The organism is Paenibacillus tyrphae (assembly GCF_000722545.1).
Taxonomy (GTDB): Bacteria; Bacillota; Bacilli; order Paenibacillales; family NBRC-103111; genus Paenibacillus_G; species Paenibacillus_G tyrfis.
The window spans coordinates 238,318-260,137 of the sequence record NZ_JNVM01000010.1; the positions used below are offsets into that span (position 1 = coordinate 238,318).

A 21,820-nucleotide genomic window follows, 5' to 3' on the forward strand; every position below is an offset into this window, starting at 1 on the left:
TATATGCCAGGGGCTTCAACCCCTGGCACAAAGGAGGGAAAGGCATGCCGGTACAAGCAGCGCTTCGGCACATCCAAAAAGAAGTAGGGGACAACGCCAAAGATAAGATGTACGCATATGTCGGAGGCCAACTAATGAAATTTATCCGCGAGAATCCGGATAAAGCTCCGCTTTTCACCGCTCCAGGTAAATCCATCAATGGCAGCTTTGAGGCGATGCGGAAAGTTGCGGAGAAGGTTCGAGTTGGCAACACGGCCGCGCTCGATCCGGACGAGGGCATGGCTATTGTGCTGGAGTATTACGGTATCAAGCAGGAAAAGCCAGCGCCAGCACGGGAGACGGTAGACGTCGGCCTCAGCGTTGATCTGGACGAGCTGCTGCTGTAAGGAGGGAAGGGCATGAAAAAAGAAGAGGCCGCCGCTTTCAAAGCGCATAAAGCTCATTTTGGTCCAATAAGCAAAGGGCTTAAGGATTATGTCGAGAATCACGTTTTGCTTTATAGTCGCTACCTGTTCACAAAATCAGTAATGCGTGTCCAGTATGCATATTGTACGCATTGTCGTAAGCAGCACAGGCCGGAAGAGCCATTGAAACACAACTCTAAGGCGACCTGCCCGGAATGCAAATCGACTTGCGTAGTTAAAAAAAGTCATGTCGGCAGGAAATTCATGAAAGATTCGGTTTATGTCGTCTACTATGAGAAATCTATCATAGATCCATCGGTCATTACGGCGAAAGGATTTTTTGTTCGCAGAGACTACACAGGCGATTATAAGGAAGTTACTACCCTTTATCGACCTTCATGCAGCTATGTCTTTGAAATGGGCGGCAAGAGCACGATGTTCTGTACCGGATACTGGGATGAACACGAATGGTACCCGCGTAAGAATATTGTTTCTGAATACTCATTCTATAAGAATGGAACGCCTTGTTATACATCTATTGACAGTATTAAGGAAGCCGTGGCGGACACTCCTTTTCAATATAGCACCTGGGAACACTATTCAGACGGAAATGACATGACCAAGTTTTTCGGGCTGTACTCGAAGTATCCCTGCATCGAATTTCTGACCAAAATGGGGTATCAGTATTTTGTACATGCCAAGCTGGAGGGCAGAAGGACTTACGATGCTATTAAATGGAGTGGTAAAACAGTTGACGCGGTATTGCGATTAAGCAAGAAGGATTTCAAGCAATTCAAGGAATGGAAGCCTCGTATAACCGAAAGTGACGAAACAGGTGCGCTTACGTTGAGGTTATACCAATTAACCTTAAAGGATAGGAACCGGCCACCCTTGGATGAACTGAAAGCAATAGCTTCCGCTGTAATGGGGATATTCCTTGGCATGAAGCCTATGTTTAAGTATCAAAACGTACGGGCTTGTGCTGCATATATTGAAAGGCAAAAGAGGAAGAACAGTCGTGTTTTTGGGAGTCGCGCTAACGTTGTTTCGATGTGGAAGGATTACATGCAGCAATGCGAGGCTCTGGGGTTGGACTTAACACGCAATGAAGTTGTTTTCCCCCACAATTTGTATACGGCTCATGAAAGCACAACCTCGCAAGTCAAAATCAAGATATCTGAGATCGAGGCGCAGCGGATAGCCAAACGTGTTGCTGAACTGGAACAATATAGGTTTGAAATGGATGGATATATCATCCGACCAGCGCTATCCGGCGACGAGATTATCAAAGAAGGTAAGGCTTTACGTCATTGTGTCGGAGGATACGCAGAACGCCATGCTAAAGGCGAAACGAACATTTTCATGCTTCGGAAAGTAGCGGATCCGGATCAGCCTTATTTTACATTGGAACTGAAGGACGGGAAAATCAAGCAAGCGTATGGATACCAGCATCAACAACCCACCGGTGACTTGAAAGCGTTGATCGAGACGTTCAAAAAGTTAAAAGTGGAGAAGAGATCCGGTCAGAAGATCAATAAACGGAAAGAGGCGGTTGCAGTATGACGACAAAACAGAAGCAGGAACTTGCGCCAGCATTGCCAGTAGTGGAAACAAGCATTGCCTTAAGGACGCCAGAGGTCATTGCCGCTGAAATCCGCAGTATCGACGATCAAGCGCGGCAGTATGTGCTGCGATCGGCTATTGAGATCGGCAATCGACTTCATGAAGCCAAAGCGCTAGTTGCTCACGGAGAATGGGCAAAATGGTTATCGGAAAATGTGAATTACAGCCAGTCGTCCGCAAACAATTTTATGAAGGTAGCTTCCGAGTATGCAAATTCTCAAGCGCTTGCGAGTTTAAGCTACTCCCAAGCTCTTGCGCTACTTTCGGTCCCGGCCGAGGAACGGGAGAAATTTGTGGAAGAGAACAATGCTTCCGAAATGTCCAGCCGGGAACTGGTGGCAGCCATCAAGGAGAAGAAAGAGCTGGAAAAACGGATTGCAGAAGAACAGGAACGCGTCAAGGCTGCAGAGGAGCAGGCTGCGGCGGCAAAAGCTGCCCGTGAGCTGGTGTCTAAAAACTTGGATGAGGCAAACGCGGAAAAACGAGCAATGGACGATCGGCTAGCCGCCATGCAAGCCGAGCTAGAGAAGGCTCAGAAGGCCGGGGACAACAAAGAAATGTCCAAGCTGAAAACCGAGCTTCGGAAGGCCGAAAAGTCCAAGTCCGAGCAGGAGACAAAGGTTGCCGAGCTTCAGCGGCAATTGGAGGCAGCCAAGGCTGAGGCTGAACGTGAAGCTGTTCAACGCTTGCAGCAGCGTGAGCAGGAACTGATAGAGCAGGCAGCCAAGGACAAGCAGTCTATGCAAGAGCAACTGGACAAGCTGAATCAGCAGTTGGCCCGCAGCAACAATGAACAGTTTTTGAAGGCCAAAATCCAAATTGAGCAAATTGTCAAAGACGGGGATTCACTGGTTAAGGCGATCGCCGCCGTGAAAGAGCAATCGGAGCAGGACAAGCTTAAAGCGGCTGCTGCCAAGGTTGTGGATCAGCTCCGCAGCTTGCTATGAGATGTTTTTCTTCTTTTTCTATCCGGAACAAATATTTAAGCCAGGAGTTGTTTGCAGGGTTATGTTAGAACATGCGGAAGGAAAGCAAGTCGTAGTCCACCAAATTACTGACGGTGCGCTTTGGTGCTATGAAAATAAGCCTGTGCGCTATCGTGTCAATAAGCGCGGGGATCGGGTCATTGACTTTGACCCAGCTTGCATACTATCTCCCTATTCACCTGAAAATCTGATTGTCACGGACGACATTCCGCTTCAAGACGGCGGGTGGGGCGCGAAATATAGACATGAAAGGAGACGGTAATTTGAAAGCCATAACAATCATACAGCCATGGGCGACCCTAATTGCCCTTGGTGAAAAAAAATTCGAAACACGGTCTTGGAGGCGAAAGTATCGCGGTCCGTTGGCAATACATGCTGGGTTAAAGGTAGATCGGGAGCTTTGCGAGAAAGAACCATTCCGCTCTGTGCTTGCTAAGCATGGATATACGGCGGACAATCTGCCAACCGGTGCTATCGTGGCAACTTGCGAATTGTCAAATTGTCTGAAAATCGATGTGTTCGAAGGTATCACTTCGCTCTATGCGGGCGATAGCAATCATGAATGGATCGAAATTGATGGAAATGAACTTATGTTTGGTTGGTATGACAATGGTAGGTATGCTTGGGAATTAACGAACGTTCAGCAGCTACCGGAGTCTATCCCGGCGAAAGGGATGCAGGGGATTTGGAATTGGAACAAATAAAAACTCCCCCGCACCTTGGCCGGATCGGGGGAGAGTGAAGACTAACAGTGCTATTATAGCACATTTCGGGAGGATAGACATGCCGAACGAACAAGGACGATATACCAAAGCAGAAGTCGTTGTCAGCGGATTGCCATACTTCATTCCATCGTCCAGTCGTTGGACGAGCAGGCCTTATCCATATGCGATCTTGCTTAGCAAGACACGCTGCGAGCAGTACAATGTACCGACCGCGGAAGGAGAGCAGCCTGCTGCTTTCCTTTATGCAGCCAATGCAGGCAGGGGGACGGATGACCTTAGACATCGATATGTGCCTCTGTACGACCGGACAAGAGAGCTGCAGAACAGGGCAGACGTTCGGCTAATCCCGCGTGAGCTGATGAGATCAACAGATTGAGGGTGGCGCACCATGAATTACCTTGAGCTTATCGTCGGCTTCCACAGATGGAAGGAAGTGAACCCCTTGCCTGCCAGCGCAATTGCATTATGGCATGAACTCGTTGCCGTTTGTAATAAGGCTGGGTGGCCGGAGGAATTCACTGTTCCTAATGCGGTACTCCAGGCGAACGCAGGCTTAAGTCGTAAAGAGTTTGATCGTGCAAGGCAACTCCTTATTGAATTTGGTCTTTTTCAATATCGGAAATCGAACCGCGTGGATATGGCCGGTCGTTATAAAATATCTGGATTGTTCAAAAGGGACAACGATACGGACAACCAAAGGGGAAACGATAGGGACAACGGCAGGGACAACGGCAGGGACAACCAAAGGGGAAACGATAGGGACAACTATAAAGATCTTAAAGATCAAAACCTAAACGTAGACGAAAACAAGAAGCGAAAATACGCCGAATTTGTCTCTATGACCGAAGACGAGTATCACAAGCTGGTAGACGCTCATGGTAGCGACATTGCAGATGCCTGCATTACCGAGTTGGACAATTACAAGGGCGCATCGGGTAAGAAGTACAAAAGCGACTATCGTGCTATCCTGACTTGGGTTGCTGACAAAGTCCTAAGCAAGAAAAAGAGCGGACAACCTGCTTCCGGTGCGGATTTGGCCTTGAAACTGATACAGGAGGCGGAAGAACGTGAAAGAATCGGAAATCAGGAAGCTTTTCGCAGTGATCCAGAGTACGTACAGTGACCGATCATTCGGGCCGGAAAATTCATTCAAAATCGAGCTTTGGCGGGATCTTCTGAAGAATACTCCTTTTGAACTGGCACAAGCCAATTTAAGGCGGTACACACTTGATCCAAACAACAAATTTCCGCCGCATCCGGGTATCCTTGCGGCAGCTGATGAGCAAAGTTCATACCACGATCAGTTGCGAATTGCCGGACAGCTTGCACTCATGCAGCATGATCAAATCAACGCCGTACCGCCGTCTATTGAGCAAAGAAGAAAGGTGCGTGAGACGTTTGCGAGATTACCTTCCTGATGAATGGCTGGCCCCGCATAATCTGGAAGCAGAGCAGGCTTGTATCGGCTCGATCATGCTGGAGAATGATGCATTCGATGTGATTGATGCCATTTTGCCAGAGGACGCATTTTTCAGGAAGTCCAATGCCGTGATTTATCAGGCGATGCGAGATCTTAGAGAAGACGGAGAACCGATCGACGTTGTTACCGTAGCATCGAAGCTGCAGGCGAAGAGTGAGCTTGAAAGCGTAGGCGGAGTCAGTTATTTGTCCAGTATTGCCGGTTCAGTTCCAACCGTCTCCAATGTCGCCTACTACGCGAAGGAAGTGCGGAAGTGCAGTATACAGAGGATGGCATGCAGAATTACCCAGGATATTTATGACCAAGCAAAAGCTCAGGCCGAACCAGAACAGATTGCCGCACTCTTGGATCAGGCCGCTGCTATCATGCTGGATTGCACGGCAAAAGGGGAGGACTTCCGTCCGATGCCGAAGGTCATCATGGAAGCCTATGAACAAATTGAGCATCGGGCGCTGAATCAATCGGAAAACGGCATTACAGGCATTGCTTCGGGATTTACCGATTTGGACAAGATGACGGCCGGCTTTCAGAGAGGTGACTTGATCATCATGGCGGCCCGGCCTTCTGTTGGGAAAACCGCGTTGCTGGGCAACATTATAGAGAACGCTGGCATTGAGGGGAAAGCAAATGTCGCCTTGTTCAGTTTGGAAATGGGTGCGACACAGTTGGGTCAACGATCCATAAGTTCGAGAGGCAATATAGACGCCAGCCGCATAAGAACTGGCCGGTTGGAGTTTGATGATTGGGACCGAGTCGCATCTGCTGCCGGTTTGTTGGCAGATACAAATATTTATATTGATGATACACCTGGAATTTCTGTTTCGGAGATCCGGGCGAAATGCAGGAGGCTCAAGAAGCGCCTTGGCAGGCTGGATCTGATCGGGATAGACTACTTGCAGTTGATCACACTCCGTGGGCGTCATAAAGAAAATCGGCAGCAGGAGGTCTCGGAAATTTCCCGTACGCTCAAGCAGATTGCTCGCGAGCTGGACGTGCCAGTCATCGCTCTATCCCAGCTCAGCCGTGGCGTTGAGCAGCGGCAGGACAAACGACCGATGATGTCCGACCTGCGGGAGTCTGGATCGATCGAGCAGGACGCCGATCTCGTCGCATTCTTGTATCGGGATGATTACTACGATAAGGAATCGGAGAAGAAAAACATTATAGAGATTATTATCGCCAAGCAGCGGAATGGCCCGGTCGGTACTGTCGAGCTGGCCTTCTTGAAGAACTTCAACAAATTCACCGGGCTCGATCGAAGTCATCAGGAGCACGCAACGGGATGAAAATAAAACTTTGATACGGTCAGGGTGTTTCAAATATGAAGAAGGACGGTGTAAGAATGGAAAATAAAGCTAAGTGGAAGCGAGAATACTTATTTGTCATGCGAGATGAAAACGGGGTACTGATCAGGTTTTCCGAGATAACCCCGGAGGATTATGTCGATCCAGTCGACGAAGAAATCACTGACGAAACTAGATTTAGAGTAGTCGAAGAATAACAAAGAATACCCCCGCAGCTCTTGGTCGGGTCGGCGGGGGTAGAACGTCAGTTCTCACCCACATTATAGCATAAAGGAAGGGTGAGGAGAATGTCTGTTTTGTGCATGGAAGAATTATTTCCTGAGGCAACGGAAACCGAAATTAAGATTGCAAAATCCCATTTGAAACAATACCAAGAAAAGAAGCAAAAGGTACTGCTATTCGAACGCACCCCACCAAAGACAGAGAAACAAAAGAAATTGCAGACTGACTTGATAAAATTCACAACTCAAATTGAAATAGCAGTTGATCAGATTCTCCAAAAAGATGTGAAAGCAGTAATTGAGTACATGTTTATTAAGGGGAATTCACGCGCCGCAACGATCCTTCGCTTTAAAGGTTGGAATTGCTGCGATAAAACAATAGATCGAAAAGTAATTGAAGGAGCCACGTCGGTTGCAAATACACTTTTATACTTGGACTAAAAAAATGTCCATTCCATGTCCAAACGCTGTCCACTATATGTCCATACCTACAGGGTACAGTAGAACCAGAGAGCCAAACAAGCAAAAGAGGCTCCGGGTAATGTCTACTGTACCCTTATCATTGTAGGCACTCGGCCGTGCTGTGGGTCTCCGACCTTAGCGTCTCCATTCGGAGGAAAATGGCAAGCGCAATGGTGCGGTGCGAGGTGGGGTTAGATGCCCCGAAATTAATTCATTTCTTGTTCAGTGGTCCGGAAATTCCGGTCCGCTGCGGAAGGAATGAAAGTTGGATACGCAAAGGAGTCGCCATGGCGGCTCTTTTTGTGATGGGAAACATCACGCAGAAAAGGCATAGGGGAGGGAACGCCGCGTGAGGCAAAAGAGGATAAAAGACCCGCCGAAACAGCCGAATCAGTGCAAGGGCTGTATTTGGGGCCAGTGGTGTGGTACGAAGCAAGTCTGCAGCAGACAGGTATGCGTGAGGGGTGGTGCGACGAATGAACTTCGTCCAGCCAATCCGTGATCCTGAAATATTGGAAGATATCAAATCTCATTTAAAAGATACAAACCCAAGGAACTATATTTTATTCTTGCTTGGCATTAATACCGGGCTGAGGATCAGTGATTTACTGAGGCTGAGAGTAAGGGATATAGTCGGAACTCACATTTCACTCCGTGAGAGAAAGACTAAGAAGGAAAAGCGAATCCTCATTACTCCTGAGCTCAAGCGCGAGCTGAAGGAATATGTCCAAGGTAAGCAGCCCCATGAATATTTGATCCAAAGCCGCCAAGGTATCAACCGGCCGATAGGAAGAAGCATGGCTTATAAGCTGCTAAGGCAAATTGCCGACGAATTCGATCTTGACGACATAGGTTGTCATACGCTTCGTAAAACGTTCGGCTATTTGTTTTATCACCAGACTAATAAGGATATTGGCATGCTGATGAAATTCTTTAACCACACCTCGGAAAAGGTCACTCTCAGGTACATTGGAATAGAGCAAGACACTATGGATACAGCTCTAAAACGCTTCAAAGCGTAGTCAATTCACCATATTGAGGATAGGTGTAACTCGTTCGGAAGATCATTAGCAAAGTCAGTAATAGCAAGGATTATCCTACCCTTAACCAGTTACCCACAATATAAGATATGGGTAACTCAGACGTTCACAAAGTGTTCGCTTTTTGATGGGAACAAATTTCAAGGATTAACAAAAAGGAGGGCTTCATTTGAAGATCAAACTAAAGCTGAAAGTATTGGACAAGTGGGAAGTCAACGCAGGCAAGAAAGTCGTCTTGAGGTCTGAAACCAACGAGGAGGCAGCCATAATCGTTGATCATGAAACAGCCGCGCAGTTTGCAATAGGCCAATCTTACATTATTGATTTCTACACCGCAGATGAGGCGGCGGAAGGCAACACGGCTACCATCCCAGACAGCAACGTGGCCCCAGCTACGGACAACAGCACGATCAACGCTGCAGATAGCGGCATGACCAACGAGACAAAGGAAGCTTCCGTAAATGACGCTGCGACCTCTCAAACCATGTAGCCGAGCCGGTTGCCCTGAGTTAACCCGGGAACGGTACTGCACGAAGCATAAGCAGGAAGTCGGCCAGCAATATGAGCGGCGGCGCGGATCGGCGCATGCCCGGGGCTATGATAACCGGTGGAGGAAGTACCGGCTGCAATATCTGGCCGAGCATCCGCTTTGTGTAGAGTGCAAGAAACAGAATCGCCTTACTGCGGCAAATGTAGTTGACCACATCGAGCCGCACAAGGGCGATTATTTTCTTTTCTGGAATCCAAAGAACCACCAAGGATTATGCGATAGCTGCCATAGTACTAAGACGGCGCGGGAGGATGGAGGGTTTGGAAACTAAAGAAGGGAGGGGTATAGATGGGGTTGGCGCGAGAGAGTGTAGAGAAATTCTCCGAGCTGGATGTAGAGAAACGAATCATGCTTCTGCTGGAATATATCAAGGTGTTGCGCGGTGGGCTCGTGGAAAATCCGAAGCTTTTGGAAAACACGAACGTGAATGCGGCTCTAATAGAGACTTACAAACGAATTGAAAAAGAGTTTGATAATTAAAACGACGTATGGCGTCTGAAATTCGTTTCTAGGGCCCTTAAGAGGCGCCGGAGGCCGAACCCACCCCCCGGGGGTCAAAAAATACGCCTACGGGCCTTACAGACCGCGTGTCCCTCGTCTGTGAAAAAAAGTCCCCGACGAAAGTTTCTGAGGGGAGGGAGGAGGTAAAAAGTGTGAACCAAGTGATCAAGTTTGACCATATGAGGGTTGGGAAAAAAGGCGGGGGCAAACACTGGACCGAAAAAGAGGTTCAGGCTCGTGAAGCTGCTGCTCAGAAGTTTGAACGAAAAAAGAAACGGAAGTTAAAAATACCCGAATGGTTATCGGACGAAGCCCGCAAAGTTTGGCGGAAGACCGTCAAGGATATGGAAGAGTTCGATGTCCTTGACAAGGTTGACGAGGATGTTCTTGGAACTTACTGCGATGCCGTTGCAAAATACCAGCATGCAAATGAACAAATAGAATTGTTCGGGTATACCGAAGTTAACGCCCAGGGTAATACCGTCGTGAGCGCAAACGTAAAGTTAGCTCAAAGTTACTCCAGAATCATTCTTGCCTATTCGAACAAGCTCGGCCTGAACGCGGAAGCTCGTGCCCGACTCGCAAAGAAGATAGCCGATGGTGGGGAAGATCCAAATGCCGAACTCTTCGACTGATTGGGAAGATGTCCACCCGACGCATCGCTACGCCGCGGAGATCGTCACCGGGCTCCGCCCCAGCTGCAAAATGGAGCGGCTGGCCTGCGCACGGCATTTGAATGACTTGAGACGGCAGGCAACCGACGATTTCCCCTATGTGTTCGATGAAAGTCGAGCGAACCGGATATTCGATTGGTTTGAACGATGTTGCCGTCACGTGCGTGGTCCCTTCTCTGGCGAACTGATCGAGCTGGCACCGTTCCAAAAGTTTGATTTAGGCAGCATATTTGGTTGGGTCCACGTGGAAAGCGGCAAGCGCCGGTTTAAAAAAGCGTTCAACATGAGGGCGCGCGGGAACGTGAAATCGACGGAAATGAGCGGGTTGGCGCTCTATGGCATGTGTGGCGATTGTGTGTATCCTCCGGGAAATCCGTCATATAAACGGTACGAGGATAGCCCAGAGGTAGAGTGTGCCGCCGTAGATAAAGGCCAAGCGAAGCGAGTATGGGGCGATGCACAAGAAATGGGCAAGAAAAGTTTGGAAATTCTCAAGCGCTTGCGAATTAAGCGAACCTATATTGAGCATGCGACGCGAGGCGGATGGCTTCGCCCCTTATCCAAAGATACCAAGAATAAAGACTCCGGCGCCCCTTGTATTGTGATCATAGACGAATATCATGCGCATCCAAGCAGTGAAATCCACGATGTATTGTACTCCGGATTCGGGAAGCGGCTGCAGTCGTTGATGCTGATAATCTCCACGGCCGGGAAAGATGCCGAGAACAGTCCCTGCAAGCAGGAGTATGATGCTCGCTGCAAGATGCTTGCCGGGGATATCCCCATGGATGAAACGTATTTTGTGATGATCCGGGAGCTTGACAAGGGCGACGATCCTCACGACGAAACCGTGTGGGTTAAAGCAAATCCGATCCTTCAGGAAGACAATGAATATGCCCAGGAATTGTTTCGGCAAATCCGTGCGGAACATGATGACGCGTACAACACAGGCGATCACGCAAAAATCCGGGAATGGTTAACGAAAAGGGTGAACCTTTGGCAATCGGACAGTGAGAACAAATACATGTCCGGAATCATGGACCGATGGAAGAAACTCGGCATACCCAGAAAAGAGTTTTTGGAGCTTGTTCGAGGAAGGGAATGCTGGAATGGCGAAGACCTATCCAAAAATACTGACCTGACTGCAGCGGGTTTCGTCTTCAAATTGGACGATGGCCGGTATGCCGTGACAGCTCACGGATTTATGCCTGAGAATACAGCAACTAAACACGAACATTCTGACCGTGTTCCTTACCGAGCATGGGCCGCTGATGGATGGTGTAAACTCACAAAAGGCGATGTAACGGATGATAATTTCATCAAGGACCACATCCACCAGAAAGAACAGGAGGAAGGATGGAAGGTCAAAGAAATCTGTTACGACCCCTACGGTGCTCGGCAGTTTGCAAATGATATGACTTCGAAAGGGTATGTTTGTGTGGAAATCAGGCAGGGGGCTCAGACGCTTTCCGAGCCGACAAAGAAATTTAGAGAGCTGGTGTTACAGGAAAGAATAGTTCATGACGGAAGCCCGTTACTGACTTGGTGCTTATCAAATGCGGTCGAAATTATCGATAGTAACGGAAACATTAAGCTATCGAAAAAGCATAAGGATGACAGCCAAAGGATAGATTTAATTGCCGCAATAATAAACGCCATGGTGAGAGCGGTCCTTAGTCCGGAGGAGCTGGACCTGAACAAACACATTCTATCCGATGACTTTTCATTCTGAGGGAGGTGCAAAGCGATTGAAGCAGTTACGGCGGTTGGCATGGCTGCTGCTTTTTGTTGACGATATTTTCTTTCTGCTCGGGCTGCTTATCATCGTCCGGGCTACCTTCATGTGGAATGAAATAGCCGGTATGTACGCACTTGGTATTATGTTAGGCATTATTGGGTTGATTTTTGGCCGGAAACCTCCTGATTCTGCCAGAAGGAGGTGAAAAACGTCATGTTTTTACGTAATTTGCTGGAATCTCGGTCATTTTTGGAGTCTGATCTTACAAATCCCCAAGATTGGCTGATTAATATCATGGGCGGGGTAGGGACGGCTAGCGGCGAGCGGGTAACAAGTGAAACGGCGCTGCTGAATAGCAACGTGTATACTTGCGCCTCGATCTTGGGCGGGGATATCGGCAAGCTGCCGATCCAGACATTCAAACGGCGTGGGGAAGGCATCGAAAAAGACGGTTCGCATCCGGTTTCCTGCATACTCGGGCTTCGAGCTAACCCGTATATGAGTGCTTACACATTTAAGGAGCTGCTACAGGTTCATTGCACCTTATGGGGGAATGCATACGCCAATATCGAATGGGAGACGAGCGGTCCAAATAACGGCCAGCCTAAAGCGCTTTGGCCGCTTGATCCGTCAAAGACGGATGTTCGGACGGATAAAGTTACCGGTGAGGTTTGGTATGTGACTGTGCTGCCAAGCGGTGAGGTCCGCAAGATACCCCCCGCGGATATCATCCATATCAAGAGCATATCAAAAAACGGCTTGAAGGGTATTTCTCCTATCGCGGTCATTCGGGAGGAGATTGGCGTCCAGCAGGCGCAAAGGAAATTCCTCGGTTCGTTTTATGCAAACGGCACAGCGACACGCGGTATTTTGAGGGTGCCAGGTGCGGCAAAACTGGAACCGGAGGCGAAAGAAAAGGCGCGGGACGAGTGGCAGAAAGCAAACGCTGGGTTATCCAATGCGCACCGAATTGCCATTCTCGATGCGGGCATGGAATACCAAGCCCTCGGCATGCCGTTAAATGATGCTCAATTCATTGAGACAAGCCGGTTCGGGATTATGGAAGTCGCGAAGATTTACAAAGTCCCCGGCTACAAACTCGGCTTAATGGAACAGGCCAAATTCAGCAACATGGAAAACCAATCGCTTGAGTATGTCAAAAACACGCTTCAGCCAATCGTAACGAATTGGGAGCAGGAGATTACTTTTAAACTCTTCACAGAATTGGAGCGGCGGCGTTATTACGTACGCTTCAACCTTGCGAGCGAGTTGCGGGGCGATAGCGCAAGCCGGGCGGCGTTTTACAAAGAAATGATTGCTATGGGCGTCTATAAAATCAATGAGGTACGGGCCCTTGAGGAGCAGGACAACATCGGGGAGCTAGGCGACAAACATTTTGTCAGCCTGAACTATGTCAGCCTCGATAAAATGGACCAATATCAAATGCTCAAGGCCGGGCTCGGTAAAGGAGGTGAAACAGGTGCATAAAGAGACTCGATATCTGAAAGCTGAACAACTCGAAGTCCGCAGCGGGGCAGAAGGCGAAGAAACCCGTACAGTGACCGGCTATGTTGTTCGCTTTAACCAGCGTAGCAGCCTCATATGGGGCGAATTCTACGAGAAAGTAGCGAAGGGTGCTTTTGCTCGAAGCTTGCAGGAAAACACAATTAAAGCACTCTGGGATCATAAATCTAACTTCGTCCTCGGGTCCACAAAAAACCAAACGCTTCGACTTTGGGAGGATACCATAGGGCTGCGGTTCGAATTGGACCTGCCGAATAATACATGGGGCAATGATGCCTATGAATCGATCCGGCGCGGCGACGTGGACGGTGTAAGTTTCGGATTCAACGTTCGAAAGGACGCATGGACGTTTCTGTCCGAAGATGATGTATACGAGCGCACGCTTGTCGACGTGAATCTCTTCGAGGTTTCCCCGACTCCTTTCCCGGCATACCCGGACAGCGAAGTCAACCAACGAAGCATTGAAGCAATGCCAATTGAGTCGCGTGAACAGCGGCGATTGAAAAAAGAAAAATTGTTATTTGAACTCGACTTGTTAGCAATCTGACGAGCCGAGTTTTTTATTTTAAAAAAAAAGCTTGAGAGCGAGGAACTAAACAATGGGTGAAAAAGAACGCGAAATGCGCCAAGCGCTGTCCGCCAAACTACAAGAGGCGCGAACACTAGCAGAGCAGGGGAAAATTGAAGAAGCGCGAGCAGCAGCGGACGCTGCCAAAGAATTGAGAAGGCAGGTTGACATGCTTGAGGAGCTGCGCGGTATCGATACACCTGCGGCACCGCCAATTATTCCTGCAATTATCGAGACGCCGGAGCATCGCGAAGAAAATGCAGATAAGCAAAAGGAATATCGTAATGCATTTTTGAAAGTATTGCGCAACAGGCCACTAACTGGCGATGAACAACGACTTATCGAGGAGGCAATGGCGGAAGTCCGCGCCGGTATGCAGGGTGGTGTAGGCGAGGACGGCGGATTGACTGTGCCGCAGGACATTCAAACTTTGATCCACGAATTGAAGCGGCAGTTTATCAGTTTGGAACAGTATGTAACAGTTGAACCAGTCTCCACAAGGTCCGGTTCTCGGGTTATCGAAAAGAATGCTGATATTACCCCGTTTACTGAAATCACGGAGTTGACGGACTTGGCCGATTTGGACAATCCGAAATTCAAATCCATCACATACGCAATCAAGGATCGTGGCGGTATTCTTCCGCTTTCCAATACGCTTTTAGCAGATACTGATCAGAATCTGCTCGAATATGTTGCAAAATGGATTGCTAAAAAATCTACTGTCACACGGAACAAACTGATTCTTGATTTGCTTAGTACTTTGACCAAAAAAGCATTGGCTGGTGCGGATGATATCAAGAAGGTGCTCAATGTTGATTTGGACCCGGCAATCAGCCAATCTTCTATCATTATTACAAATCAGGATGGATTCAACTTCTTAGATCAACAAAAAGATGGGCAGGGTCGGCCGTTGATGCAACCAGACCCAACGCAACCGACGAGGAATTTACTTTTTGGTAGGGTGGTTGTCGTACTGGCAAATCGTTGGCTTCCTATGACTGGCACAACAACGAAAAAGGCCCCTGTTATCATTGGTGATCTAAAAGAGTTTGCGGTACTTTTCGACCGGCAACAATACTCCATTGCCTCGACAAACGTGGGCGGGAAAGCCTTCGGACGAAACACAACCGATGTCCGGGCTATTCAGCGGGAAGATGTACAAAAATTCGATGAGGCCGCTGTGGTCTTTGGCGAGTTGACGGTCACCTAAAGATAAGGAGGTTCAACGGTGCTTGCTACGCTAGAGCGACTTAAGGGGTTACTGCAAATACCGAAGGAAGAACATGGACAGGAAGACGAGTTATCGCTCCACCTGTTGGCCGCATCGCAGGCCATTGAATCTTTTTGCAAGCGATCCTTCCGGAAGCAGCAATATACGGAGCGCTTGAGCGGGTATATTCGTTCGGATTATATCAACCTTCGTAACTTCCCGGTAGCGAGCGTCGAAAGCTTGACCGGACCGACCGGAGAAATCACAGACTATGAAATCCTTTCAGAAGGAAGGCTTTACCGTTCAAGCGGTTGGCCGATCGGCAAGCACAATATTCAGGTGACTTATACCGGGGGCTACGTGCTCCCCGGTGATGCGACACCTGATAACCCCCGAACATTACCGGAATCTATTGAATTGGCTTGCTTATTTTTAGCCAAAACAACGCTTTCCGGCCAATTAGGGATCGCAGCCGAGCGGCTCGGGGATTATTCCGTCACATACAACGTCAAAACGGATGGAAGCGGCTTTGAGCTGCCGGGGGCCGTGATTTCTCTGATATCGCCGTATATCGGGAGGTGGGTATAATGTTGCGCTCGTTGTTTGACCGCAATTGCACTATCAAGCGGTTGGTTCAGATCGAGGATGAGTATAAAACCCCTAAAGGGGAGGATTGGAAAACAATCGGCACAAGCCGCTGCCGCCTTTCCCGTAAGAATCTACGGGCGACTCAAGAAGCACCGGACCTAAAGACAAATGAGTCCTACATGCTCTACATGCCAATAGGCGCGGATATCAAAGCGGGCGACCGGGTGACGCTTAACGGAGACACAAAAGACTTTACTGCCGGTCCTCCATACAAACCGGGAAACCACCATATTGAAGTTGAGGTGTGGCGGGAGGGAAGCGCATGACGGACTTCCGTATTTCCGGACTGGAAGAACACATCAGACAAATGGAACGTGCCGCAAGGGACCGGAAACGGTACGATGAGCTGCGGTACGAGGTAGGAAAGACGAATCTGGATTTCAATGCAAAGTTTTGCGGCGAGAAGTCCGGCCGTTTGGTTGCCAGTTTCAAGCGCCAGCCGTACAAAGGCAAAAAGGAATGGATACTCTTCGTTAACCCAGTCGATACCGTCGAAGTGGGAACAAAAGTTTTCTATGCGCGGATGGTGGAAACCGGCCACAAACTCAAGGTGCCCTATGGTCGCCCCACACGATTAGTCCGTAGCGGCGTAGACAAAGGGAAGCGACGGCGTCGCGTGAAGACGAAAGGGTTTGTACCGGGAAAGCACTTCATGCGTCGGGCGCTGGAGCAGACAAACGAACGAATTCCCGGTATGGTTGACTCCTTCTTGAAAAAGATCGGCAAGGAGGCGGGTTTCGATGTTACGTGACAGCCTGGACGCCGTACGGTCCGTAATGAAGGAGGTCAGACCGGAGCTTAACATCTACGTCAACGCTGTTCCGGAAGACTTCGTTTCCCCATCTTTCTACGTTTACCCGGAACCAGTCCGGGAAGAGAGGTTGACAAAGCGGATCATGCGGGGCGTAACGGTATGGCACATTCATTACTTCCCTAAGCAATTACCATCCGACATCGTTGATTCTTTTGATCAAATCGAAATGTCGGACCTCGTCCGCCGGGCATTTTCCTCACGCAACTTTTTGCGCAGCCCCACAAGGGAAGTATACACGATTCTTAGCGTAGTGGGGGGGCCGGAGGAAGACCGGTCCCATATTCAAGTTTCGTTAGAGGGGCAATGGTTAGCGACGACAAGCGACCCGTCGGCTAATCCGGAATTGATGAAGGAAGTACACTATAAGGAGGAATTAAGCCGATGAGCGGATTACCTAGCGTGATTATTACTTTTAGGCAGAGAGCAGCCGCTGCGATCCAACAGGGAGCCGCGGGCATCTTGGCGCTCGTCCTCAAGGATAGCAGCGTGACGAACGCGACCGAGCGGAGAGTCCAAGGGGTAGAGGATATCCCCGCTGGACTGAGTGCGGATAACTCCAATTATGTAAAAATGGCTTTGATGGGAGCGCCTAAAGAGATCCGGCTAATTCTGCTTTCAGAAAAAGCAGCTGATTACGTCGAAGCTTTTAACCTGCTGGAGTCGATCAGATTTAACGTCGTTGCGATTCCCGGGATTGCCGCAGCCGACGTGACAGCGGCAGGCACTTGGTCCAAGGGGATGTTCGAAACCAAGGACCGGAAAATTACAGCGGTACTTCCCAACTGCGCCACGGACCATCCGGCAGTCATAAACTTTGCAACCGAAGATATTGAGGTCGGGGCGAAGAAATACACGGCGAGCCAATTCAGCGCACGTATTGCCGGAATTATTGCCGGGCTCCCGTTGACGGTTGCCCCTACGTTTTTTCCGCTGCCGGAAGTAACGAACGTGCCAAAGATGATAAAGGCGCAAGCGGACGCGGCAGTGAATGCCGGGAAACTGATTTTGTATCATGACGGGGAGAAAATAAAAATCGCCCGGGGCGTGACTTCGTTTGTGACGGTGACGGAAAGTATGGGTGAGGACTGGAAGAAGATCAAACTGGTGCGCATCTTGAACAAGACCTATCATGACGTGAAAAGCACAATCGAGGATAGTTACATTGGCAAGGTGCAAAACTCGTATATCAACAAGCTGCTGCTTGTCTCTGCAATCAACGCATATTTTGAACAGTTGGAGCAGGACGGGGTGCTTGATCCGGGGAAAAACCGTGCTGAAATCGATGTGCCGGCACAACGCACATACCTAAAATCTATCCTTGGCGAATCGGTCGTCGCTGGAATGACCGAGCAGCAAATCAAAGAAGCTAACACGCGGGATCAGGTGTTTTTGACGGCCGCAGAAAGACCGCTGGACGCGATTGAGGACGTTAAACTCGTCGTGAATCTGTAGGGGGTAGAGAACATTGACGAACAAAATTAACGGCGACCGCGTTATATCCGGGACATTTGGCGAGCTGTGGCTTGATGGCGATTATGTCGCGGAAGTGGTTGGGGTTCAGGCCAAAGTAGAGCTAATCAAGGAAGACGTTTCGTTGGCCGGGAAATATACAACGGATCAGAAGTTCATGGGGTATAAGGGTACCGGAACGGTCCGCATGCATAAGGTCAACTCGCGTATGATCCGGAAAATGAGTGCGGATGTTCTTCGGGGGATCAATCCTCGGATGCAATTGCTCTCCAGTTTGAATGACCCCGGAGCACTCGGAGCAGAGCGAATCTTAATTAAGGATGCCAGCTTTAACGACCTGACATTGATCGATTGGGAATTGCGAAAGCTTGGCGAAATCGAGGCCCCCTTTACATTCACTGATTGGGAATTGAAAGACACAATTAATAACTAATCGGGCAATCGCCCCAAGGAGGAAAAACTATGTCTACATTGGATCTACTTCTTACTATTGATTCTGAAAAATTGAAACGTCCCACAAAGCAAGTCGAAATTAAAAGACTTAGTGAATTGGTAAGCCAGCCGGTGGTTTTCACGGTACAAGCCATCACATTCGATGAAATGAACGAAATTCAGGACATCACAGCAGGCAAAGGGGCGGATGGCTCTAAAATGGTGCCGCTATTCACGGTTTTGAAAGGCGTCGTTGAACCGAGTCTGAAGGATAGTACTTTGTTGGGGCGATTCAACGTCAGCACTCCAAAGGAATTACTTGATAGCGGGAAACTGCTGCTTCCTGGTGAAGTCATGGAACTGTACGAACAGATTTCCGGCCTATCCGGGTTCGGAGAAGGAAAGGTTATAGAACTAAAAAACGGCTGAGGTCGGGTGATGACGGGCACCTCGAAATGCTGTACTATTATTGGTCCCGCAAAGGCATCCGACCAAGCGTAATCCATAACTTGCCGCCCGGAGAGTACACGCTCATCCGGGCTTTTTACGAATATGAGCATGAGGAGCGGGAGAAGGTTTACGCAAGCGGCAAGGTGTGGCCGTTTATCCCGGTCATGTAGGAGGATGGCGAATTGGCTAACCTAACATCAGTAATCTCGTTGAGGGATAACTATTCGGCGGTACTGCGGCAAGCTTCAAGACATACGGCTTCCTTTCAGAAGGATGTCAACAAGGCCCGCCAAGCCATGGACGCCGCCTATAACCGAGAACGGACCATTAGGACGCGCAATGCTCCGGCTTGGAAGGCTATTAATGACATAACAAAAAAAATGCAAAGCGTACGGGATCGGGCGGTAACGATTACGGCCAGAACCCAACACTTCATGGGCCGGATGCAAGCTGTTTCCTCTACCCTTTGGCGGGTGACGAAATCGCCGTATACCGTGGCGGTCCGTCTTAAGGACGGCGTATCGACCGGATTAGGCAAAATCAGAAGCAGCCTGTCCTTTTTGGAAACGCCTTTGAAGGTTGGCGCTGGGTTTGCTGCTGCCGGTGTTGTTGCTGCGGGTGCGGGTATGGCGGAAGCTCTGAAAGGCGCGGCCGAGCTCGAAAGGTTTCAAATAAGCATGGAGCACTTCATCGGCGTGAACAATAAAAAGATGAGTAAGGAAGAGGTCAAAAAGAAAGCTGATGACTTTATCATTGCCTTGCGGAAAAACGCCGATGAGACCCCATTTGAAACCGGGGAGGTTATCAAAACCGGTACCCGCGCGGTAGGCATAGCAGGAGGCGACACCAAGCAGGCCATGAGCCTTGTGAAGCTCTCGGAAGACATGGCAGCTTTGACGCCGGGAAAAACGCTTGAGGATGCTATCGAGGCTATTGCCGACCTGATGACCGGTGAAACGGAGCGGATGAAGGAATTTGGCTTCAAAATTTCGCAAGAGCAAATCAAGGCTGCGGGCGGCAAGATGGAGAACATCAAGAACGACAAGGGTCTTGCTCTCACCGAAATTTTCAAGGGAGGATCAACCAAGCTTTCGACTTCCGCCAGCGGGCTTTGGAGTACAATTTCAGGGAGTTTCAAGAGCGGGATCACCAACATGGGTATTAAGTCGCTAGAAATCTTGAAGCCGCAGCTACAAAAGTGGGCCGATTTTCTAAGCAGCGGTGGTGCGGATCGCTTCTTTGAAGCTGGGTCTAAACTTATGGCGAAGATGTTTTCGGGCGTGGTTCGTGGCGTGGAAAAAGCGAAGGAATATTTATCGAAACACTTTATCGATAATCCGGAGTTCCAAAAAATCAACACTCTCAGCGGCAAAGTGCAGTTCGCCATTCAAAGCTTTAAGGATACGTTCGACAAATGGTATGCGTCCGGCGGTAAGGAGCAGATTAACAACACTGTCGATGCTCTAGTTGGCTACCTGAGCACCGCTGTTAAAGCGTCTTCTGCCCCGTTCAAACAAATCGGAATAGACATCGGCAAGCCTATCGCTTCCGGTATGCTCCAAGGGATGAAAGACTTTGCCGCAGAAAATCCCGGAGCTTCCGCATTGATGACCTTTCTTATGACGCCCGGACCGATCCAAATCAAGGCTGCGGCTGCGGCGGGCGTCGGCATTGGCGGCGAGATAAACAGTTTTTCGAAGTTCCTTGACGAAAAGCAGCAAAAGGAACAAACCGACCTCGCAACCTTTGTTGACAATATTTCCAACGCGGCAGGAAAGAGCGAATCGTTATATGGTCAAGGCAGTATTTCCGCAGACGACACTACGTTCTTTGGCGGTGTCAAAAACGCAATCAAGGGAAAGTACTACGACATGTTCGGATATCCTGAGGAATATAAGCCAAAAGCAATCGGAATGCCACGTGTGCCGCGTGATAACTATCCGGCGCTGCTTCACCAAAACGAAGCTGTGCTGACCGCGCAAGAAGCTGAACAGTATCGAAGCGGGGAAGGGCGATCCGTGGAGGTTACGATAAACCTGAACAATCCTGTCGTGCGTGATGATAGCGACATCCAAAAGATTATGGCTGCTCTTCGCGCGGAGCTGGAGAATGTCACAATGAACATGGGGTGAGTCGGGACATGATGTTTTTAAACGTACCATATGACGGATACCTAGCATCGCTTCATAAAGGCGATGTTATTTTACCGATTGGTGAAATCGAAAAGTACCGCAAAATCTCTTTCACATCTAAAGAGATATGTATAACACCTCCGAGTGAAAACGATATCCAAGCAATGGCGAGCGCCTTTCTGCAAGCTTTCGAAATAAGGGGGTTCGGCCGTGATAGAGTTTTGGCTTACGTTCAATAGCGGAGAAGAAAAGCTTTGGCTTCCGGTTCCTCCCGAAAGCTTCGAGATGGTTGCCGGAAATCAAAATTCAACGGTCACGATTAACCAGATCGGGGAGATTAACCTTATTGGTCGGCGGAAGCTTAAGACCGTCACGATCAGCTCATACTTCCCGATACAGGATGATGGACTTTGCCAATATAGGAACCCGCCGAAACCGTCTGAATGCTTGGATATGATCGGACGGTGGCGGAACTCCGGCAAGCCGATCCGGTTGCTAATCGTTGGAGAAGGCCTAAAGATCAACGAAGCAATGGCGATTGAAAGTTTCACGGTAGGCCAAAAATTCGGTCCGCAGGACGTGTACTATACGCTGGAGCTGAAGGAATACCGATTCCTTAAGGAACATCTCGAAGCGGACAAAGTCTCCTCCGTTCAGCAGTATGCCGCGCTCTTTGGCGAGTCTAGGCCTACAGATCGGACGCCTTTGCCTGCCTACGCCGTTCGGGAAGGGGATACCCTTATCACCATCGCCAAAAGCCAGTACGGTGATGACACCCGCTGGAAAGAGATCCAGCAGGATAACAATATTCGGGACTTCGGTGCGCTTGTCATGGGATCGACGTTAAGATTGCGGGGCAGGTGA

At 49.2% G+C, this 21,820-nt stretch carries 30 protein-coding genes; all 30 read left to right on the plus strand.

From position 1 onward, the window contains the following. The first annotated feature begins 44 nt into the window (after positions 1–44). The 30 genes from ET33_RS13385 (at position 45) to ET33_RS13535 (ending at position 21,820) form a co-directional block, all read left to right on the plus strand. A complete protein-coding gene (locus ET33_RS13385) occupies positions 45–386 on the plus strand; it encodes a hypothetical protein (RefSeq protein WP_036681803.1) in 342 nt (113 codons plus the stop codon). A gap of 12 nt (positions 387–398) precedes the next feature. Further along, positions 399–1,967 carry a PcfJ domain-containing protein gene (locus ET33_RS13390; RefSeq protein WP_036681805.1) on the plus strand — a complete coding sequence of 523 codons (1,569 nt, stop codon included), beginning with the start codon at positions 399–401 and terminating at the stop codon, positions 1,965–1,967. Beyond that, on the plus strand, positions 1,964–2,974 hold the full coding sequence (locus tag ET33_RS36385) for a DUF3102 domain-containing protein (protein WP_051775317.1): 1,011 nt from the start codon (positions 1,964–1,966) through the stop codon (positions 2,972–2,974). The genes ET33_RS13390 and ET33_RS36385 overlap by 4 nt, the downstream gene beginning before the upstream one ends. Before the next feature lie 302 nt (positions 2,975–3,276). Continuing rightward, the gene (locus ET33_RS13405) at positions 3,277–3,717 is read left to right on the plus strand and encodes an ASCH domain-containing protein (protein WP_036681817.1); all 441 of its coding nucleotides are present in this window, start codon (positions 3,277–3,279) and stop codon (positions 3,715–3,717) included. 79 nt (positions 3,718–3,796) lie between these two features. Next, positions 3,797–4,114, plus strand: a complete 318-nt coding sequence (locus ET33_RS13410) for a hypothetical protein (protein ID WP_036681819.1) — start codon at positions 3,797–3,799, stop codon at positions 4,112–4,114. Positions 4,115–4,126: 12 nt separating this feature from the next. Next, a complete protein-coding gene (locus ET33_RS36390) occupies positions 4,127–4,861 on the plus strand; it encodes a hypothetical protein (protein ID WP_051775318.1) in 735 nt (244 codons plus the stop codon). Beyond that, positions 4,806–5,156, plus strand: a complete 351-nt coding sequence (locus tag ET33_RS13420) for a replicative helicase loader/inhibitor (RefSeq protein ID WP_081890315.1) — start codon at positions 4,806–4,808, stop codon at positions 5,154–5,156. Before ET33_RS36390 ends, ET33_RS13420 begins: the two co-directional genes overlap by 56 nt. Next, entirely contained in the window at positions 5,137–6,504 is a 1,368-nt protein-coding gene (dnaB, locus tag ET33_RS13425; protein WP_036681822.1) for a replicative DNA helicase, read from the plus strand. Before ET33_RS13420 ends, dnaB begins: the two co-directional genes overlap by 20 nt. A 35-nt stretch (positions 6,505–6,539) precedes the next feature. Next, entirely contained in the window at positions 6,540–6,719 is a 180-nt protein-coding gene (locus tag ET33_RS13430; protein WP_036681823.1) for a hypothetical protein, read from the plus strand. A gap of 105 nt (positions 6,720–6,824) precedes the next feature. Then, positions 6,825–7,184, plus strand: a complete 360-nt coding sequence (locus ET33_RS13435) for a hypothetical protein (protein ID WP_235206717.1) — start codon at positions 6,825–6,827, stop codon at positions 7,182–7,184. Positions 7,185–7,681: 497 nt separating this feature from the next. Further along, the gene (locus ET33_RS13445) at positions 7,682–8,227 is read left to right on the plus strand and encodes a site-specific integrase (protein ID WP_036681834.1); all 546 of its coding nucleotides are present in this window, start codon (positions 7,682–7,684) and stop codon (positions 8,225–8,227) included. 187 nt (positions 8,228–8,414) lie between these two features. Next, positions 8,415–8,735 carry a hypothetical protein gene (locus tag ET33_RS13450; protein WP_036681836.1) on the plus strand — a complete coding sequence of 107 codons (321 nt, stop codon included), beginning with the start codon at positions 8,415–8,417 and terminating at the stop codon, positions 8,733–8,735. Beyond that, on the plus strand, positions 8,707–9,066 hold the full coding sequence (locus tag ET33_RS37440) for an HNH endonuclease (protein ID WP_036681838.1): 360 nt from the start codon (positions 8,707–8,709) through the stop codon (positions 9,064–9,066). Before ET33_RS13450 ends, ET33_RS37440 begins: the two co-directional genes overlap by 29 nt. A gap of 17 nt (positions 9,067–9,083) precedes the next feature. After that, on the plus strand, positions 9,084–9,275 hold the full coding sequence (locus tag ET33_RS13460) for a hypothetical protein (protein ID WP_036681841.1): 192 nt from the start codon (positions 9,084–9,086) through the stop codon (positions 9,273–9,275). 173 nt (positions 9,276–9,448) lie between these two features. Next, the gene (locus ET33_RS13465; RefSeq protein WP_036681844.1) at positions 9,449–9,931 is read left to right on the plus strand and encodes a phage terminase small subunit P27 family; all 483 of its coding nucleotides are present in this window, start codon (positions 9,449–9,451) and stop codon (positions 9,929–9,931) included. Continuing rightward, positions 9,894–11,702 carry a terminase large subunit gene (locus ET33_RS13470; RefSeq protein WP_235206706.1) on the plus strand — a complete coding sequence of 603 codons (1,809 nt, stop codon included), beginning with the start codon at positions 9,894–9,896 and terminating at the stop codon, positions 11,700–11,702. Before ET33_RS13465 ends, ET33_RS13470 begins: the two co-directional genes overlap by 38 nt. Positions 11,703–11,718: 16 nt before the next feature. Next, positions 11,719–11,913: a hypothetical protein gene (locus ET33_RS13475; RefSeq protein ID WP_036681847.1), complete on the plus strand. Its 195-nt coding sequence runs from the start codon at positions 11,719–11,721 to the stop codon at positions 11,911–11,913. After that, the gene (locus ET33_RS13480) at positions 11,910–13,196 is read left to right on the plus strand and encodes a phage portal protein (RefSeq protein WP_235206707.1); all 1,287 of its coding nucleotides are present in this window, start codon (positions 11,910–11,912) and stop codon (positions 13,194–13,196) included. Before ET33_RS13475 ends, ET33_RS13480 begins: the two co-directional genes overlap by 4 nt. Then, on the plus strand, positions 13,189–13,779 hold the full coding sequence (locus ET33_RS13485) for an HK97 family phage prohead protease (RefSeq protein ID WP_235206708.1): 591 nt from the start codon (positions 13,189–13,191) through the stop codon (positions 13,777–13,779). The genes ET33_RS13480 and ET33_RS13485 overlap by 8 nt, the downstream gene beginning before the upstream one ends. 52 nt (positions 13,780–13,831) lie before the next feature. After that, positions 13,832–15,010, plus strand: a complete 1,179-nt coding sequence (locus ET33_RS13490; protein WP_036681854.1) for a phage major capsid protein — start codon at positions 13,832–13,834, stop codon at positions 15,008–15,010. An 18-nt stretch (positions 15,011–15,028) separates the two neighbouring features. Beyond that, complete coding sequence (locus ET33_RS13495; protein ID WP_036681857.1) at positions 15,029–15,598, plus strand: hypothetical protein; 570 nt, start codon at positions 15,029–15,031, stop codon at positions 15,596–15,598. After that, on the plus strand, positions 15,598–15,924 hold the full coding sequence (locus ET33_RS13500; RefSeq protein WP_036681861.1) for a DUF3599 family protein: 327 nt from the start codon (positions 15,598–15,600) through the stop codon (positions 15,922–15,924). Before ET33_RS13495 ends, ET33_RS13500 begins: the two co-directional genes overlap by 1 nt. Then, a complete protein-coding gene (locus ET33_RS13505) occupies positions 15,921–16,409 on the plus strand; it encodes a hypothetical protein (protein ID WP_036681864.1) in 489 nt (162 codons plus the stop codon). Before ET33_RS13500 ends, ET33_RS13505 begins: the two co-directional genes overlap by 4 nt. Further along, positions 16,399–16,857, plus strand: a complete 459-nt coding sequence (locus ET33_RS13510) for a phage tail terminator family protein (protein ID WP_036681866.1) — start codon at positions 16,399–16,401, stop codon at positions 16,855–16,857. The genes ET33_RS13505 and ET33_RS13510 overlap by 11 nt, the downstream gene beginning before the upstream one ends. Beyond that, positions 16,854–17,924, plus strand: a complete 1,071-nt coding sequence (locus tag ET33_RS13515) for a phage tail sheath C-terminal domain-containing protein (RefSeq protein WP_036681869.1) — start codon at positions 16,854–16,856, stop codon at positions 17,922–17,924. The genes ET33_RS13510 and ET33_RS13515 overlap by 4 nt, the downstream gene beginning before the upstream one ends. A gap of 13 nt (positions 17,925–17,937) precedes the next feature. Further along, positions 17,938–18,375 carry a phage tail tube protein gene (locus tag ET33_RS13520; protein WP_063761644.1) on the plus strand — a complete coding sequence of 146 codons (438 nt, stop codon included), beginning with the start codon at positions 17,938–17,940 and terminating at the stop codon, positions 18,373–18,375. A gap of 29 nt (positions 18,376–18,404) precedes the next feature. Next, the gene (locus ET33_RS13525) at positions 18,405–18,803 is read left to right on the plus strand and encodes a phage tail assembly chaperone (RefSeq protein WP_036681871.1); all 399 of its coding nucleotides are present in this window, start codon (positions 18,405–18,407) and stop codon (positions 18,801–18,803) included. 26 nt (positions 18,804–18,829) lie between these two features. Next, on the plus strand, positions 18,830–18,994 hold the full coding sequence (locus tag ET33_RS39220; protein ID WP_167336430.1) for a hypothetical protein: 165 nt from the start codon (positions 18,830–18,832) through the stop codon (positions 18,992–18,994). 12 nt (positions 18,995–19,006) lie between these two features. Next, positions 19,007–20,956 carry a hypothetical protein gene (locus ET33_RS13530; RefSeq protein ID WP_036681873.1) on the plus strand — a complete coding sequence of 650 codons (1,950 nt, stop codon included), beginning with the start codon at positions 19,007–19,009 and terminating at the stop codon, positions 20,954–20,956. Between the two features lie 210 nt (positions 20,957–21,166). After that, positions 21,167–21,820, plus strand: a complete 654-nt coding sequence (locus ET33_RS13535; RefSeq protein WP_051775319.1) for a LysM peptidoglycan-binding domain-containing protein — start codon at positions 21,167–21,169, stop codon at positions 21,818–21,820.

Excerpts from the sequence above, each read along its gene's own strand:
- ET33_RS13385 (WP_036681803.1), top strand. The coding sequence starts at position 45 with ATGCCGGTACAAGCAGCGCTTCGGCACATCCAAAAAGAAGTAGGGGAC.
- ET33_RS13390 (WP_036681805.1), top strand. The coding sequence starts at position 399 with ATGAAAAAAGAAGAGGCCGCCGCTTTCAAAGCGCATAAAGCTCATTTT.
- ET33_RS36385 (WP_051775317.1), top strand. The coding sequence starts at position 1,964 with ATGACGACAAAACAGAAGCAGGAACTTGCGCCAGCATTGCCAGTAGTG.
- ET33_RS13410 (WP_036681819.1), top strand. The coding sequence starts at position 3,797 with ATGCCGAACGAACAAGGACGATATACCAAAGCAGAAGTCGTTGTCAGC.
- ET33_RS36390 (WP_051775318.1), top strand. The coding sequence starts at position 4,127 with ATGAATTACCTTGAGCTTATCGTCGGCTTCCACAGATGGAAGGAAGTG.
- ET33_RS13430 (WP_036681823.1), top strand. The coding sequence starts at position 6,540 with ATGAAGAAGGACGGTGTAAGAATGGAAAATAAAGCTAAGTGGAAGCGA.
- ET33_RS13435 (WP_235206717.1), top strand. The coding sequence starts at position 6,825 with ATGGAAGAATTATTTCCTGAGGCAACGGAAACCGAAATTAAGATTGCA.
- ET33_RS13445 (WP_036681834.1), top strand. The coding sequence starts at position 7,682 with ATGAACTTCGTCCAGCCAATCCGTGATCCTGAAATATTGGAAGATATC.
- ET33_RS37440 (WP_036681838.1), top strand. The coding sequence starts at position 8,707 with ATGACGCTGCGACCTCTCAAACCATGTAGCCGAGCCGGTTGCCCTGAG.
- ET33_RS13460 (WP_036681841.1), top strand. The coding sequence starts at position 9,084 with ATGGGGTTGGCGCGAGAGAGTGTAGAGAAATTCTCCGAGCTGGATGTA.
- ET33_RS13470 (WP_235206706.1), top strand. The coding sequence starts at position 9,894 with ATGGTGGGGAAGATCCAAATGCCGAACTCTTCGACTGATTGGGAAGAT.
- ET33_RS13490 (WP_036681854.1), top strand. The coding sequence starts at position 13,832 with ATGGGTGAAAAAGAACGCGAAATGCGCCAAGCGCTGTCCGCCAAACTA.
- ET33_RS13500 (WP_036681861.1), top strand. The coding sequence starts at position 15,598 with ATGTTGCGCTCGTTGTTTGACCGCAATTGCACTATCAAGCGGTTGGTT.
- ET33_RS13505 (WP_036681864.1), top strand. The coding sequence starts at position 15,921 with ATGACGGACTTCCGTATTTCCGGACTGGAAGAACACATCAGACAAATG.
- ET33_RS13510 (WP_036681866.1), top strand. The coding sequence starts at position 16,399 with ATGTTACGTGACAGCCTGGACGCCGTACGGTCCGTAATGAAGGAGGTC.
- ET33_RS13515 (WP_036681869.1), top strand. The coding sequence starts at position 16,854 with ATGAGCGGATTACCTAGCGTGATTATTACTTTTAGGCAGAGAGCAGCC.
- ET33_RS13525 (WP_036681871.1), top strand. The coding sequence starts at position 18,405 with ATGTCTACATTGGATCTACTTCTTACTATTGATTCTGAAAAATTGAAA.
- ET33_RS39220 (WP_167336430.1), top strand. The coding sequence starts at position 18,830 with ATGCTGTACTATTATTGGTCCCGCAAAGGCATCCGACCAAGCGTAATC.